The sequence below is a fragment of the Allobosea sp. 2KB_26 genome (assembly GCF_052115715.1).
In the GTDB taxonomy this organism is placed as follows: Bacteria; Pseudomonadota; Alphaproteobacteria; order Rhizobiales; family Beijerinckiaceae; genus Allobosea.
In genome coordinates this window covers 1,637,625-1,651,411 of record NZ_JBFRHE010000001.1, presented here as the reverse complement: position 1 = coordinate 1,651,411, position 13,787 = coordinate 1,637,625, and the positions used below count along the sequence as shown (strand labels likewise).

The 13,787-nt window shown below is 63.1% G+C and carries 14 protein-coding genes; 11 read left to right on the top strand and 3 right to left on the bottom strand.

Annotated features, from left to right (window positions below; translation table 11 throughout):
- The first annotated feature begins 3 nt into the window (after nt 1-3).
- Together AB4099_RS08000 and AB4099_RS07995 are read left to right on the top strand one after the other, a co-directional pair.
- Nucleotides 4-1,350 carry an amidase gene (locus AB4099_RS08000; RefSeq protein WP_441477693.1) on the top strand — a complete coding sequence of 449 codons (1,347 nt, stop codon included), beginning with the start codon at nt 4-6 and terminating at the stop codon, nt 1,348-1,350.
- A 59-nt stretch (nt 1,351-1,409) separates the two neighbouring features.
- Nucleotides 1,410-2,078, top strand: a complete 669-nt coding sequence (locus AB4099_RS07995) for a TetR/AcrR family transcriptional regulator (RefSeq protein ID WP_113518088.1) — start codon at nt 1,410-1,412, stop codon at nt 2,076-2,078.
- On the opposite strand, the gene AB4099_RS07990 is transcribed toward AB4099_RS07995, so the two are convergent.
- The gene (locus AB4099_RS07990) at nt 2,023-2,580 is read right to left on the bottom strand and encodes a gamma carbonic anhydrase family protein (RefSeq protein ID WP_113518089.1); all 558 of its coding nucleotides are present in this window, start codon (nt 2,578-2,580) and stop codon (nt 2,023-2,025) included. The two genes, AB4099_RS07995 and AB4099_RS07990, sit on opposite strands and share 56 nt — an antisense overlap.
- A gap of 77 nt (nt 2,581-2,657) precedes the next feature.
- Nucleotides 2,658-3,353, bottom strand: coding sequence for a FadR/GntR family transcriptional regulator (locus tag AB4099_RS07985; RefSeq protein ID WP_441477614.1), 696 nt, complete (start codon nt 3,351-3,353; stop codon nt 2,658-2,660).
- A 526-nt stretch (nt 3,354-3,879) separates the two neighbouring features.
- Here AB4099_RS07985 and AB4099_RS07980 point away from each other — a divergent pair.
- From AB4099_RS07980 to AB4099_RS07960, 5 genes are all read left to right on the top strand, one after another.
- Nucleotides 3,880-4,590 carry an ABC transporter permease gene (locus AB4099_RS07980; protein WP_441477613.1) on the top strand — a complete coding sequence of 237 codons (711 nt, stop codon included), beginning with the start codon at nt 3,880-3,882 and terminating at the stop codon, nt 4,588-4,590.
- A 56-nt stretch (nt 4,591-4,646) separates the two neighbouring features.
- Nucleotides 4,647-5,387, top strand: coding sequence for an ABC transporter permease (locus tag AB4099_RS07975; RefSeq protein ID WP_441477612.1), 741 nt, complete (start codon nt 4,647-4,649; stop codon nt 5,385-5,387).
- Nucleotides 5,384-6,160 carry an ABC transporter ATP-binding protein gene (locus AB4099_RS07970; protein WP_441477611.1) on the top strand — a complete coding sequence of 259 codons (777 nt, stop codon included), beginning with the start codon at nt 5,384-5,386 and terminating at the stop codon, nt 6,158-6,160. Before AB4099_RS07975 ends, AB4099_RS07970 begins: the two co-directional genes overlap by 4 nt.
- A 10-nt stretch (nt 6,161-6,170) precedes the next feature.
- The gene (locus AB4099_RS07965; RefSeq protein ID WP_113518093.1) at nt 6,171-7,025 is read left to right on the top strand and encodes a transporter substrate-binding domain-containing protein; all 855 of its coding nucleotides are present in this window, start codon (nt 6,171-6,173) and stop codon (nt 7,023-7,025) included.
- A gap of 223 nt (nt 7,026-7,248) precedes the next feature.
- Nucleotides 7,249-8,679 (top strand): FAD-binding oxidoreductase, encoded by a 1,431-nt coding sequence (locus AB4099_RS07960; RefSeq protein WP_441477610.1) that lies wholly within the window; start codon nt 7,249-7,251, stop codon nt 8,677-8,679.
- A 151-nt stretch (nt 8,680-8,830) separates the two neighbouring features.
- Here AB4099_RS07960 and AB4099_RS07955 read toward each other — a convergent pair whose 3' ends face one another.
- A complete protein-coding gene (locus tag AB4099_RS07955; RefSeq protein WP_441477609.1) occupies nt 8,831-9,748 on the bottom strand; it encodes a LysR substrate-binding domain-containing protein in 918 nt (305 codons plus the stop codon).
- Nucleotides 9,749-9,944: 196 nt separating this feature from the next.
- Between AB4099_RS07955 and AB4099_RS07950 the strand changes: the two genes are divergently transcribed.
- The 4 genes from AB4099_RS07950 to AB4099_RS07935 all read left to right on the top strand — a co-directional run bounded on the left by AB4099_RS07950 (nt 9,945) and on the right by AB4099_RS07935 (nt 13,781).
- Entirely contained in the window at nt 9,945-10,994 is a 1,050-nt protein-coding gene (locus AB4099_RS07950; protein WP_441477608.1) for an ABC transporter substrate-binding protein, read from the top strand.
- Nucleotides 10,995-11,060: 66 nt separating this feature from the next.
- Nucleotides 11,061-12,134 carry an ABC transporter ATP-binding protein gene (locus AB4099_RS07945; protein WP_441477607.1) on the top strand — a complete coding sequence of 358 codons (1,074 nt, stop codon included), beginning with the start codon at nt 11,061-11,063 and terminating at the stop codon, nt 12,132-12,134.
- Complete coding sequence (locus AB4099_RS07940; protein WP_113518098.1) at nt 12,127-12,990, top strand: ABC transporter permease; 864 nt, start codon at nt 12,127-12,129, stop codon at nt 12,988-12,990. The genes AB4099_RS07945 and AB4099_RS07940 overlap by 8 nt, the downstream gene beginning before the upstream one ends.
- On the top strand, nt 12,987-13,781 hold the full coding sequence (locus AB4099_RS07935; protein ID WP_113518099.1) for an ABC transporter permease: 795 nt from the start codon (nt 12,987-12,989) through the stop codon (nt 13,779-13,781). The genes AB4099_RS07940 and AB4099_RS07935 overlap by 4 nt, the downstream gene beginning before the upstream one ends.
- Nucleotides 13,782-13,787: the final 6 nt, after the last annotated feature.

Sequence of the window (13,787 nt, the reverse complement as noted above, 5' to 3'; positions counted from 1 at the left end):
ACAATGGATATTTCTTCCGTCGACCGGCCGGTGACGGCCAAGCGGCCGGCTGCCTCGCGCACGGCCATGCTCACCGCGACCGAGGGCTTGCGAGCACTCGATCAGGGGACACTGACCTGCGAAGCCTGGGCACGCGCCTGCCTGGAGCGCATCGAGGAGCGCAATGGCGGCGTCAAGGCGTGGGTCCATGTGAATGCCGACGCCGCCCTTGCTCACGCGCGGGCTCTCGACCGGAACGGCCGCAGCCGCCTGTTCGACGGCGTCCCGCTCGGGCTCAAGGATACGATCGACACCGCCGACATGCCGACTGAGCTGGGCGATCCCGAGATATTTCCTCGCCGCCAGCCGCAGTCCGACGCGCCGGTGGTTTCGATGGCGCGCAATTTCGGCTTCACCATCCTTGGGAAGAACACAGTCTCGCGGCATGCCATCATGCTGCCGGGACCCGCACGCAATCCACACGATCTGACGCGCACGCCGGCGGCCTCCTCGGCCGGCTCCGGCGCCGCCGTTGCCGATTTCATGACGCCGATCTCCATCGGTACGCAGACGGCCGGCTCCATCCTAAGGCCATCCGCCTTTTGCGGAGCAGTAGGCTTCAAGCCGACGCTCGACGCCATCCCTTATGTCGGCATCAGGACCTATTCGCGCCCGCTCGACGTCATCGGGCCGATTTGTCGCTCGGTGGAGGACGCGACGCTCTTCATGCGCGGCTTCACCGGCGATCCGCGCTTCGATGCAACGACATCCGTGCGTACCGACATGCGCGTCGGCGTTTGGAGGACGAAGGATTTCGATAAGGCCGATCCCGCTGCGCTGGCCATCTTCGAAGACAATCTGCGCAAACTGGAAGCGGCAGGTGCGACCGTCCAGTCGCTGGTCATGCCTGCGATCTTCGAGACGATCGGCGAGGCGCAGGATGTGATCATGGCCTATGATCTGGCGCGCGAATATGCCGACATCAAGCGCCATCATGCGGACAAGTGCGACCGCGAACTGATCGAATACCTCGAACTCGGCGAGAGCTACTCCGCCGACGATTATGCGCGTGCGCTCGACGCCGCGGACGCCTGCCGCAGGGCCTTCCACGATCTCGCGCGCGATGTCGACGTGCTCGTCATGCCGTCGACCTTGGGCGAGGCACCGGAAGCGACGAGCACCGGCAGCTCCGCCTTCATCCGCATCTGGTCCCTGCTGCACAACCCTTCGATCACCTTGCCGGTGACTCGCGGACCAGCAGGCCTGCCGCTCGGCTTCCAGGTGGTCGGCCGCGTGAAGGAAGATGCGCGCCTGCTCTACTGGTCACGCTGCATCGAAACCATCCTGGGAAGCACGGCCCATATCGCCTGATTGGCCCGAGCCGCGACGCCTGGCTGGAACTCTCATGGGATCCAGTGCACAAGCGATGGATGACGACGAGCTTTAGACCGGAGCAACGGGAGAGCGGCAGGGATGCGATCGTACGCACCGCAACCCTGCTGTTCGGTGAGCGCGGTTATCAGGGGGTGAGCATGCGCCTCCTGGCGGAGCAACTCGGCATCACCGCGCCCAGCCTCTATCACCATTTCTCCTCAAAGGAGGCGCTGCTTTTCGCCGTCCTCGAGGACAATCAACGGGATTTCCTCGCAACGACCGAGGAAGCCGTCGCGAAAGCTGCTCCCGACCCAAAGCGCCAACTCGCGGCGCTGGTGGCCTCGCATGTTCGCTATCAGATCGAGAAGATCGAATATGCCCGGGTCTATGACCGGACGTTCCTGGGAATGGGTCCGCTGGTCGAGTTTCTCTCCGATGAGCAGCGCGGCGTCATGCGTGTCTTGCAGCGCCGGCACACCGAGAATCTGCGCCGTGTCATCCAGGGCGGAGTCACGGCGGGTGTGTTTACGGTCGAGGACGTATCACTCGCCGCCTTCGCAATCATCTCGATGTGTGACGGCGTCATCACCTGGTATCGCAGCGACGGCAGGCTTTCCGTGAAAGAAGCGGCCGGGCTCTATGCCACCATGGCGCTTGACCTCGTCGGCGTCAGACCAGATGCAGGGAGCTCCGCGCTGGATGGTCAATTGCCATCTCCGCGATGAAGCGTCGATGGTTGGAGACATATTCCGCCGCGGTCTCCGCGATGTCGTGGATCTCCTGATCCGTCAACGACCGCACCGCCTTGGCAGGGGCTCCCACGATCAGCGAGTTCGGCTCGAAGCGCTTGCCCTGGGTGATGAGAGCGTTTGCGCCGACGATGCAGTTTTCTCCGATGACGGCGCCGTTCAGAATGGTCGAACCCATGCCGACGAGAACCCGGTCGGCAAGCGTGCAGCCGTGCAGAACGGCGCGGTGCCCGACCGTGCACGAGGCGCCGATCGCCAAAGGATATCCTGTGTCCACGTGGAGTACGGCGCCGTCCTGAATGTTTGATCCGGCACCGATCGATATGCGGTCATTGTCGCCCCGGATGACGGCGGCGAACCAAACGCTGGTGTCGTCATCGAAAATGACGTCGCCGATGATCGAGGCATCGGGGGCGAACCAATAGCGGCCCGAGCGCGGAAGGGTCGGGCGCCGAGCGCCCAGGTTCATGATTGGCATGGATCTTCTGTGGAGACCGAGGGATTTTGAGGCTTCTCATGGGGCAGGGCGCGGGCATCCGCCTCCCTTGCGCGAGTCTAGAAGCCGACCGAGAGGCCCAGCCGCTTCGCCGCGTTCATGACGTGCCGCCGGGCGGCGCTGCGCGCCGCCTCCACGCGTTGCTCGACAATATTGTCATAGATTTCCTTATGTTCCATGAGCACTGCCTCCGGTCGGCCGACATAGGAGGAAGAATTCAGACGGGCGATGCGGACAGAATTCTTGAGCTGCGCTCCAAGAAGATCGACCAGCTCGAGAATGAACGCATTTCCGGTCGCCTTGGCGATCGTGCTGTGGAAGGCGAAGTCAGCGTCAATACCATCATCCCCATCGCGGATATTCGCATCGATGGCGTGGAGACACTGTGAGAGCGCGAGCAAGTCCCTGTCCGAACGCCTTAGCGCCGCATAGCCCGCCGCATCACCCTCGAGAGTCAGGCGCAATTCGAAGACCTGCGACAGCTGCTCGCGATTATTCTCGATCTCTCGTGGATCGAGCCGGAACGATCCCGCGGCGCGCATGCTCGTCACGAAGGCGCCGCTGCCCTGGCGCGCGTCGACCAGCCCCTCCTGCTTGAGTCTCGAGATGGCTTCCCTGATGACGGCTCGGCTGACACCCATGCTCCGTGAGAGTACGAACTCGGTCGGCAATTTCTGGCCGATCTCGAGTTCGCCCCCACTGATGCGTGCCGCGAGATCGCCGGCAATCTGCTCGGCAAGGTTCGGCCGTCGCAAGGGACGAGGCTCTTCGGCAGGCGTGGATCCGGCGCTCTTGGTTTTCATTTCACCCAATCACTATCAAAGGAATATTTGTCGGGCAACTTTGATCGACGCTGGAATGCGGCCATTGTTCATGCCGCGGCGACACCTCATCGAGGCAGGTCTCTGCTCCATTCCAAACGGAGCGTGTCAATTTCACATGAATCCTATGAAAGGCCCACACTGCTAGCTGTGTAACTCGATCCAGGGCACTTTCTTCGCGCCGCTTAGGTTTCGCGATCCGGAAAGCCGGGCGGAACGCAACCGCGCTTGACGCCCATCTCCCAGTATGTTTTTTGTCCGACAACCAAACGCTTGTTAAGTCCAAGACAAGAACAAAAAATGCAGTATCCGGGGAGGCTGACGTGAGCGCGATCAAATTGCCATACGACTCGAATGGCGGATGCAAAGGGGACTCTGATGGAGGTCCCCTGGAGCCGCGGGCGTCGGCTCCGGGCTTGGCATGAGCGTCTTGTCCGCCTGACCCCGCGAGACGCTGCCTATGTCGACATTGTCGCTGATGAGCCTGGGCTCCGACGGTTGGGGCTTGGCGATGCTGGTTGCTGCCGGTGTGACCCTATCGGTCGCCTCATGCGGCTTCCTCCTCGGTTCTGTGATCGGAGGTCTTGTTGCTTGGGTGAAGCTGTCAGGCGGTGCGGTCGCTCGCGCTGCGGCCGATGCCTACACCACGATTCTTCGCGGCATTCCGGATCTCCTCATCATCTACCTCTTCTATTTCGGGGGAAGCGCTCTGCTCAGCAGTATCGCGGGGCTCTTCGGCCCCGGGGGCTTCGTCGGAGTGTCAGGTTTTGCCGCGGGTGCGACTGCGATCGGTATTATCTCCGGGGCTTATCAGTCGGAGGTCTTTCGAGGAGCGTACACGGCGCTGAACCGGGGTGAGATCGAGGCGGCGAAATCCGTGGGCATGCATCGCGCCCTGATGTTCCGTCGCATCATCGCACCGCAGGTGCTGCGATATGCCATTCCGGGCCTGGGCAATGTCTGGCAACTGGCCTTGAAGGAGTCTGCTCTCGTCTCGGTCACGGGGCTTGTCGAACTGCTTCGCCAGTCGGCCATTGGTGCCGGGTCCACGCGTGAGCCGTTCAGCTTCTATCTCGCCGCGGCCGTGCTCTATCTGGCAATCACCACGGTCTCCTCTTGGGGATTTCGGCGTGCCGAGAGCTACGCGATGCGCGGCGTCCGGAGAGCGTGAATGCAGCACGCTCACATGCCGGCCAACCTCAAGCATTCTGAGGATCGAATCGCGTGATGGACGCCGCATTCATGGGCGAAACCTTCCTCAAACTGCTGGAAGGACTTCCCCTCACACTTAAGCTCACGTTTTCATCTGTCACACTGGGCCTGGTCGTAGCGATGGCCCTCGCGACGATGCGCATGTCTGGGATGCCAGTTCTGGACTGGTTCGCGCGCGCCTATGTGTTCGTGTTCCGCGGAACGCCCCTTCTTGTTCAGATCTTCCTCATCTACTACGGGCTCGGGCAATTTCGGCCGGCCTTGCAAGCCCTGAACCTATGGGGTTTCTTCCGCGAGCCGTATTGGTGCGCACTGCTCGCCCTTACCTTGAATACCGCGGCCTATGTGAGCGAGATCATCCGCGGAGGGCTGCAGTCGGTCCCGCGAGGTCAGATCGAAGCGGCGCGCGCCTGCGGGATGTCGCCGTTTCTCCTCTATCGCCGGATCATCATTCCGATTGCTATCCGTCAGGCGCTTCCGGGCTATGGCAATGAAATTATCCTGATGGTGAAGGCAACATCGCTGGCCTCGATTATCACGATGATGGAAGTCACCGGCATTGCGCACAAGCTGATTTCGCAGACCTTCCGTGCCATCGAGATCTTCATTTGCGCCGGCGCCATCTACCTCATCCTCAATTTCGTCGTGACGCGGGCAATACAGGCCCTTGAACACCGGCTTTCCCCGCATTTGCGGGACGCGCCCGTGCCTGTCCAGCGCCTCGATCCGGCCATCAGCAGCGGAGTCGATCGGTGACCTTACTGTCTACGCCTGCCGTGTCGGTGCGCGATCTGCGCAAGAGTTTCGGCTCATTGGAAGTCTTGCGCGGCATTTCGCTTGATGCAGCCGAGGGGCAGGTGATCTCAATCCTGGGCTCGTCGGGTTCCGGCAAGTCAACGATGCTTCGGTGCATCAACATGCTGGAGACGCCCGACGCCGGCGAGATCGCGATCGGCGGTGAAGTCATTGCGTTGCGCAAGGGCAGAAACGGACGCACGGAGCCGGCTAATCGCTCCCAGGTCGACCGTATCCGCTCCCGCGTTGCGATGGTCTTCCAAAGCTTCAATCTCTGGTCGCATCTGACGGTACTCGAGAACGTCATCGAGGCGCCAATCCATGTGCAGAAGCGACCGAGGGCCGAGTGCATCGCCGAGGCCGAGGCCCTGCTTGCGAAGGTCGGCATCGTCGACAAGCGTAACCATTATCCAGCTCATCTGTCGGGCGGTCAGCAGCAGCGTGCTGCCATCGCTCGCGCCCTCGCCATGAAGCCGCAGCTGATGCTGTTCGACGAGCCGACCTCGGCGCTCGATCCTGAGCTCGTCGGCGAGGTTCTGCGCGTCATGCGATCGCTGGCGGAAGAGGGCCGGACCATGCTCGTGGTCACGCACGAGATGGGTTTTGCTCGGGACGTCTCGTCCCGTGTGGTGTTCCTCCACAAGGGGATGGTGGAGGAGGACGGGCCGCCTGGCGAAGTATTCAGCGCACCCACATCGCCACGGTTTCGACAATTCATCTCTGAGCATCGTTAGGAGGGACACGATGAACAACCCGAGATTTCGACTGGGCTGGCTGGCGCTGAGCGCTTGCGCATTCCTGGCTACTGCCGCGGAAGCACAGCAGGGAAGGGAGATCACCATCGCAACCGAAGGGGCCTTCATGCCCTGGAACTACACCGAGCCGAGCGGGAAGCTCGGCGGTTTCGACGTCGAGCTGGTGAACGATCTCTGCCGCCGGATGAATGCCAAGTGCAAGGTCGTCGGCCAGGACTGGGCCGGCATCATCCCGGCTCTCCAAGCCGGAAAGCACGACGCAGTGATGACGGGGATGAATATTACCGACAAAAGGCTGGCGGTGATCGGCTTTTCGAGGCCGTACGCCACGAGCCGCCACGTCTTCGCGACGATGACCGATCGCGAAACGCTCAATCTTCCCAAGAGCGGACAGCTGATCGACATCACGTCTCTCAGCGACGACGGCAAAAACACGATTGAGCAGATGAAAAAGCTGATCAAGGGGAAAACGATCGGCGTGCAGACATCGACCAACGCGCTTGCATTCCTGGAGACCTACTTCAAGGGAGACATCGAGATCAGGGAATACAAGACGGCCGAGCAGCATGATCTTGATCTCTCCGCAGGTCGCATTGATGCGGTGTTCGTTGACTACGCGTCTGCGATGTCGTCGCGTGAAAAGAAGGAACTGAACGGCATGACCATTGCGGGGCCGTCATTTCGCGGCGGGCTCCTTGGTCGTGGCGTCGCGATCGGCCTGCGCAAGGACGATGGCGAGCTCAAGCAACGCTTTGACCAGGCGATCGAGCAGGCACTCGCGGATGGCACGATCAAGACTCTGTCGATGAAATGGTTCAAGTCCGACATGTCGCCTCCGCAATAATCCCGTCGATGGAGGAGATTGACGGACTGGATCTTGAGAGCCCCCGGGCGGGCAGGGCTGCCGGCCGAGCCCGCCCGGACCGAACTCCGCCTGTTGACCTTAGGTCGGCAAGGCCAGGCACAATCAGTGGCCGGTGCACGCAAAGCGAATCCGTCTGACGGGACGAGAGTTCCCAAACGGTTCCGATCAACACGCCCGGATTTGCCAGCGATCGAGCACAGACATGAGCGACACCAGACATCTTGACGCCATCAGCGCAATCGTCGGGACCAAGGGATTGGTCACCGACGCTGCCGACATGCGCCGATACGAGGTCGGAGCACGGTATGACGAAGGGAGGGCGCTATTCGTCGTCCGGCCCGGGACAACCGAAGAGGTGTCCCGCGTCGTCGCCTATGCGGTCTCGCATGGCGTTCGACTCGTGCCTCAAGGCGGGAACACGGGTGTGGTCGGGGGATCCACTCCCGATCAGTCGGGAACGCAGGTCGTTCTCAGCGTCGACCGCCTGAGCGCTCCGCTCGAAATCGATCTGACCAATCGCACAGTGATGGTAGGGGCCGGCGTTCGCTTGTCGACGCTGAATGAGACCCTCGCGACGCATGGGCTCTTTCTGCCGATCGATCTCGGCGCAGATCCGATGGTTGGCGGCATGGTTGCCACGAACACCGGTGGCGCTCGCTTCCTCCGTTATGGCGCTATGCGGCGACAGGTTCTGGGTCTGGAGGTCGTGCTTCCAGATCGTAATGGCACCATCCTTGACCTCACGACCGGCCTCCGGAAAGACAACGCCCATATCGACCTGAAACATCTCTTCGTCGGGACGAGCGGGGCCTTCGGCGTCATTACAAGGGCGGTTCTCGAAGTGCAGCGCGTCCCGCGACAGGTCGCGACGGCGTTGCTCGTGCCGCGTGACGATGAGGCCATTCCCCTCCTGCTCACGGCGCTCGAGGAAGCGTGCGGCGAGTATCTGAGCGCCGTCGAGGGGATCTCGCGGAACGCGATGAAGCGAACATTTGCCCATGTCGAGCGCCTGAGAAATCCGTTCGCTCGCGGCGAGATTCCGCCTTACGCGATCCTCGTCGAACTGACCCGGAATTGGCCCGAGCGCGGGCATGAAGCCGCGCTCCCAGCCGTTCTCGAGACCGTTCTCGCCGAGCTGTTCGAGCAGGATGATCCGCTGCTCGCCGATGCGCTGATTGGTCGGTCGGAGGAACTTTGGGCGTTGCGGCATTCCTTGCCGGAGGGGCTGAAGGCGGCGGGGCATGTGATCGCCTTCGATCTTTCCCTGAAGCGCTCAGATCTTGTTCCCTTCCGAACCGAGATCGTTCCGCTGCTCAATGCCGAGTTCCCCGAGCTCGAGCTCTGCGATTTCGGGCATATTGCCGACGGCGGCATGCACTTCAATCTTGTGCATCCCGGCCGGCCAGATGCCGCTTATATCGAGCGCGTCCGGGACAAGGTGCTGGACGTCGTCATCCGGGGCTATGGGGGCAGTTTTACCGGCGAGCATGCGCTGGGTCGATCAAACCAGTCTCTCTACGATCGATATACACCGGAACTCGTGAAGCAGCTTTCGGCATCTCTCCGGGGCGCGTTGACCGAGGCTACGATGGGAAACGTGCGTTTCGCGCCGGCGAACCGAGCGCTTCGTTAGCACGGCTCCCCTGGCCTCGACTGCGTTCACCCTGCCGGTGCTGAAATGACCTGAGACGCAACTGCGCCAACCGGGCCCTGGCTGGAGCAGGCGCTTGCAGACGCCTGCCTACGGCCGGGGATTCCAGGTTTGGCTCAGGCGCGCCCCGAGCTTACAGCCTCTTTCCATGCACCTTCTGGCGCTCGAGATGCAGATACGCGACGAAGTCTGACACCAACTGCGAGCGCAGGCGGTGCGAGGGGTAGAGAACCCCGAAATTATAGGCGATGGCCGGCCGGAAAGGGCGCGAAACCAATCCGAGCGGTTCGAACGCTTTTGCCGTGAACGGATCCGCAATGGTCAGGCCCAGTCCCTGCATCACCATCTGGCAGGCGATGGCAGCGATCGGGGTTTCGACGCGAACGTCGCAACGCACCTTGGCATCGTCGAGCACCTGCTGCAGCGAGCGCGACATGAAGCTGCCCGCGCCCTTGCCGATGAACGGCATGCCGTCCAGATCCTGCGGGATGATCTCCGTCCGCATCGCAAGCGGATGATCGGCCGGCATCACGCAGACACCGATGGCAGGGTCGAACAGCTCGATCTCGACCCCCGGCTTGTCCATCGGCAGCATCGCGAAGCCGACATCGAATTGCTGTGTCGACACCCATGAGGCAATCGATTCCGAGCGCTGCGCCTGGATCGCGGCGGCGACGCTCGGCCGGTCCTTGAGAAATCCGGCAAGGGCGACAGGCAGGAACGTGTGCGCCAAAGCCGGCATGCTGACGATCCGCAACTGCTCGACCCGGCGCTCCTTGATCTGGGCAGCGCGCTCGCTGATCCGTTCGAGTCCGACGAAACTGCGCTCGACCTCCTGATGCAAGGCTATCGCCTCGGGCGTTGCGACCGTGCGGCCATCGCTGCGCGTGAACAGCACGAATCCGACCGCCTCCTGCAACTCCTTCATCAGCCGGCTGATCGAGGGCTGCGAGCTGCGGAGCAGGCGCGCGGCCTTGGTGAAGCTCCCGACATGCAGGACCGCGTTGAAGGCTTCGGCATGCCTGTGGGTGATCTGAGCCAAATCGGGCACTCCATTCTCGTTCCGCCACGGTTGGCCTAACCGAGCGTTGCGACCCGGTCAGTGCGCCGGCAACGCAATCACGGCGAGATCATATCAAATCTGAATGGCGTGATCCATAATCAGTCAATTGACAGATGGGTGCCGCTCCCCAACCCTTGGCTGCAACGGGGGCCGTGTTCCCCGGCCAAACAGGGGATTTTTCGGCATGGCCACTTTGCGTTCGACTTCGCTTGGATCCGTCTTCGCCATCGCGCTCGCCACGGGCGGCCTTGTCAGCTCGGGAGCGAGCGCCCAGCAGACGATGTATGTCGCGGGCTATGGCGGCTCGTTCGAGCGCCTGATGCGCACCGCGATCATTCCGCCCTTCGAGAAGGCGAACAACGTCAAGGTCGAGTATGTCGCGGGACAGTCGACGGCGACGCTCGCCAAGCTGCAGGCCCAGCGCGGCAAGCAGGAGATCGATGTCGCCATGGTCGATGACGGCCCGATGTATCAGGCGGTGCAGTTCGGCTTCTGCGCGCCGATCGAAAAGGCCCCGGTGCTGGACGATGTCTACCCGATCGCGAAACTGGACGAGAAGGCCATCGCCTTCGGTATCGGCGTCACCACCCCGGTCTATAATGCCAAGATCTTCAAGGAGAAGGGCTGGCCGGTGCCGACCTCCTGGGGCGACCTCGGCAACAGCGCCTATAAGGGCCAGCTTGCCCTGCTTGGCGCCGCCAGCACGACCGGCCTGCATGGGCTGATCATGGTGGCGCGCGCCGAGGGCGGCGGCGAGAACAAGATCGAGCCCGGCTTCGCAGCGTTCAAGGACAAGATCCGGCCCAATATCCTGACCTTCGCGCCCTCCGCTCCGAAGCTCGAGGAGTTGCTGCAAAGCGGCGAGATCGCGCTGACCGTGATTTCGCGCTCGCGCGCCGTCGCGCTGAAGAAGGAGGGCCTGCCGCTTGAAGTGGCCGAGCCGAAGGAAGGGGCCGGCGCACTGATGGTGACGATGTGTCCCGTCGTTGACAGCGACGTGGCGCCGCAATCGCAAAAGTTCATTCAGCACATGCTTTCGCCCGCCATCCAGAAGGTCTTTGCCGGCGCGGGCTACGGCCCGGTGAACCGCAAGACGGAGCTGACGGCGGATGAAGCCGCGGGCCTGGCGGTCGGCGACGAGGCCGTTTCCAAGCTCGCCAAGATCGACTGGCCGACCGTCAACCAGAACCGGGCCGCCTGGACGCAGCGCTGGAACCGAGAGATCGAGCGCTAGCCCTCGTCCCCGGACACCAGGGCCCGCGCCCGCGGCGCGGGCCGTTTTCATGGATCACCATCGACTATGGCCAAGATCGCCCTTCGCGGGCTTACCAAGCGCTTTGCCGCCTTCACGGCGCTCAACGGAATCGACCTGGCGATCGAGCCCGGCGAGTTCGTGGGGCTGCTCGGCCCGTCCGGCTGTGGCAAGACCACGACGCTGAACATCGTCGCCGGCTTCGAGGAGCCGACCAGCGGCGAGGTGCTGCTCGACGGGCGCAGCCTCCGGGGTGTCCCGGCCAGCCAGCGCGGCATGGGCATCGTCTTCCAGAGCTATGCGCTGTTCCCGCACCTGACGGTCGCCGAGAATGTCGTATTCGGTCTCGAAATGCGGAAGATCGCCAAGCCCGCCCGCCAGCAGAAGGTCAAGGAGGCGCTCGACCTGGTGCGTCTCGGCCATCTTGCCGATCGCTACCCCCGACAATTGTCCGGTGGGCAACAGCAGCGTGTCGCACTGGCGCGTGCGCTTGCCATAGAGCCTGCGCTTCTGCTGCTTGACGAGCCGCTCTCCAATCTCGATGCCAAGCTGCGCGAGGAGATGCAGGTCGAGATCCGGGCGATTCAGCGCCGTGTCGGCACGACGACGATCATGGTCACCCACGATCAGGCCGAGGCGCTGGCGACCTGCGACCGGATCGCCGTGATGGATGCCGGGCGGATCGTCCAGCTCGCCGACCCGCTGACGCTCTATGACGCGCCCACGAGCCATTTCGCCGCGTGCTTCGTCGGCCGCTCCTCCCAGCTCAAGGCAAGGATCGCCTCGGTGGAGGGGGGGCGCTGTTCGATTCTGATCGACGGCATCGAGGCGACAGTGCCCGGCGCGGCGCAGCCCTCGCTTCCGGCAGGCAGCGCGGTGGTGATCGCACTACGCCCGGAAAAGGTCAGGCTCGTGCCGCCCAAGGACGGCTTTCTCCACGGCCGGCTGGCATCGCGGGTCTTCCAGGGCAGCTCGTGGCTGTTCTCCGTCGAGACAGCCATTGGCGCGGTCCTGTCGTCCGAACCGCATCGCGGCGCACCAGCCTTCAACGAAGGCGACCATGTCGGGCTCAATTGGCGGCCCGAGGACGCTGCCCTCATCGCGGACGCGCACCATGGCTGAGGCATCCAGGAGCCGCGTGCCGCTGCTGCTCAGTCTGCCGGCGCTGCTCTTCTTCGCAGCGCTGCTGGTGACGCCGCTGGTGATGATTGCAGTGCTGAGCTTCCAGTCCTTCGACCTAGCGACGGGGGCGACCGGCGGGGCGACGCTGTCGAACTTCGCGGATACACTGGGCGATCCCTATTACCACACCATCTTCCTGCGGACGGTCGGGATCGCGCTGGCGACCACGGTGCTCTGCGTGCTGATCGGTGCGCCCGAAGCCTATTTCCTGTCGCGAATGCGGGCGCCCTGGCGCTCCATCTTCCTGATCGTGACGCTGAGCCCGCTGCTGATCTCGGTCGTGGTGCGCACGCTCGGATGGGCGCTCCTGTTCGGCCGCAACGGTGTGATCAACAATGTCGCGTCCGGGCTCGGCCTGACGAGCGCGCCGATTCCGATGCTCTACACCATCCAGGGCGTCGTCATCGCGCTCGTTCATGTTGCAGTGCCGTTCATGATCATCTCGGTCTGGGCCGCCCTGCAACGGCTCGACCCCAAGGTCGTTCGTGCGGCGCAGTCGCTCGGAGCCGGCGAGACGACGATATTCATCAGGATCATCCTGCCCCAAATCGTGCCCGGCATCCTGTCGGGATCGCTGATCGTCTTTGCGCTCGCCGCCAGCGCCTTTGCGACGCCGGCGATCATCGGCGGGCGCCAGCTCAAGGTCGTCGCCACCGCCACCTATGACGAGTTCCTGGGCACGTTGAACTGGCCGCTCGGTGCGGCGATCGCGATCGTGCTGCTCATCGTCAACGCCACGATCATGCTGACCTATAACCGCTTGCTCGAGCGGCGCTATGCGAGGTTTGCCCAATGAACCGCAACGGCCCCGTCGCGCTCCTCTGCCACAGCCTGTTCGTCATCTTCATGCTGGCACCGCTGATCGTGGTGATGTGGATGTCGCTGACGCCGAGCAACCTGCTCTCGCTGCCCACGAGCTCGTTCTCGCTGCGCTGGTTCAGGGCCATCCTGGCCAATCCGCAGTTCGTTTCCGCCTTCTGGATGAGCATCGTGCTCGGCGTCGTCGCCGCGACCTGCGCGATGGCGCTCGCCGTCCCGGCCGCTCTAGCCCTGGCACGGCACAGCTTTCCAGGACGCGAGGCCCTGGTCGGGCTGTTCCTGTCGCCGCTGATCATCCCGCATGTCGTGCTCGGCGTCGCGTTCCTGCGCTTCTTCACGCAGGTCAATATTACTGGCTCGACCGCGGGCTTGCTCGCCAGCCATGTGCTGATCATTTTCCCCTATGGGCTGAGGCTGGTGCTCGCGGCCCTGACCGCGGCCGACCCGGCGATCGAACGCGCCGCGATCTCGCTCGGCGCCTCCAGTTGGACCGTGTTCCGGCGGGTGGTGTTTCCGCTGATGATCCCCGGCGTCGCCGGCGGCTGGGTGATCTCGTTCATCCAGAGCTTCGACGAGGTGACGATGACGGTGTTCGTGGCGACGCCGTCCTCGATGACGCTGCCTGTCAAGATGTACCACTACATCGAGGAATCGATCGATCCGCTCGTCGCCTCGGTCTCGACCGTCGTCATCCTGCTGACCTTCCTGCTGATGGTCCTCGTCGACCGCATCTACGGGCTCGACCGCATGCTCGTCGGCAAAGGCTGACTAGCC

Bases quoted from the DNA above. Each gene is read 5' to 3' on its own strand.
- AB4099_RS07935 (WP_113518099.1), top strand. From the start codon at position 12,987: ATGAACCGCAACGGCCCCGTCGCGCTCCTCTGCCACAGCCTGTTCGTC.
- AB4099_RS07945 (WP_441477607.1), top strand. From the start codon at position 11,061: ATGGCCAAGATCGCCCTTCGCGGGCTTACCAAGCGCTTTGCCGCCTTC.
- AB4099_RS07940 (WP_113518098.1), top strand. From the start codon at position 12,127: ATGGCTGAGGCATCCAGGAGCCGCGTGCCGCTGCTGCTCAGTCTGCCG.
- AB4099_RS08000 (WP_441477693.1), top strand. From the start codon at position 4: ATGGATATTTCTTCCGTCGACCGGCCGGTGACGGCCAAGCGGCCGGCT.
- AB4099_RS07965 (WP_113518093.1), top strand. From the start codon at position 6,171: ATGAACAACCCGAGATTTCGACTGGGCTGGCTGGCGCTGAGCGCTTGC.
- AB4099_RS07995 (WP_113518088.1), top strand. From the start codon at position 1,410: ATGACGACGAGCTTTAGACCGGAGCAACGGGAGAGCGGCAGGGATGCG.
- AB4099_RS07975 (WP_441477612.1), top strand. From the start codon at position 4,647: ATGGACGCCGCATTCATGGGCGAAACCTTCCTCAAACTGCTGGAAGGA.
- AB4099_RS07950 (WP_441477608.1), top strand. From the start codon at position 9,945: ATGGCCACTTTGCGTTCGACTTCGCTTGGATCCGTCTTCGCCATCGCG.
- AB4099_RS07980 (WP_441477613.1), top strand. From the start codon at position 3,880: ATGTCGACATTGTCGCTGATGAGCCTGGGCTCCGACGGTTGGGGCTTG.
- AB4099_RS07990 (WP_113518089.1), bottom strand. From the start codon at position 2,580: ATGCCAATCATGAACCTGGGCGCTCGGCGCCCGACCCTTCCGCGCTCG.
- AB4099_RS07960 (WP_441477610.1), top strand. From the start codon at position 7,249: ATGAGCGACACCAGACATCTTGACGCCATCAGCGCAATCGTCGGGACC.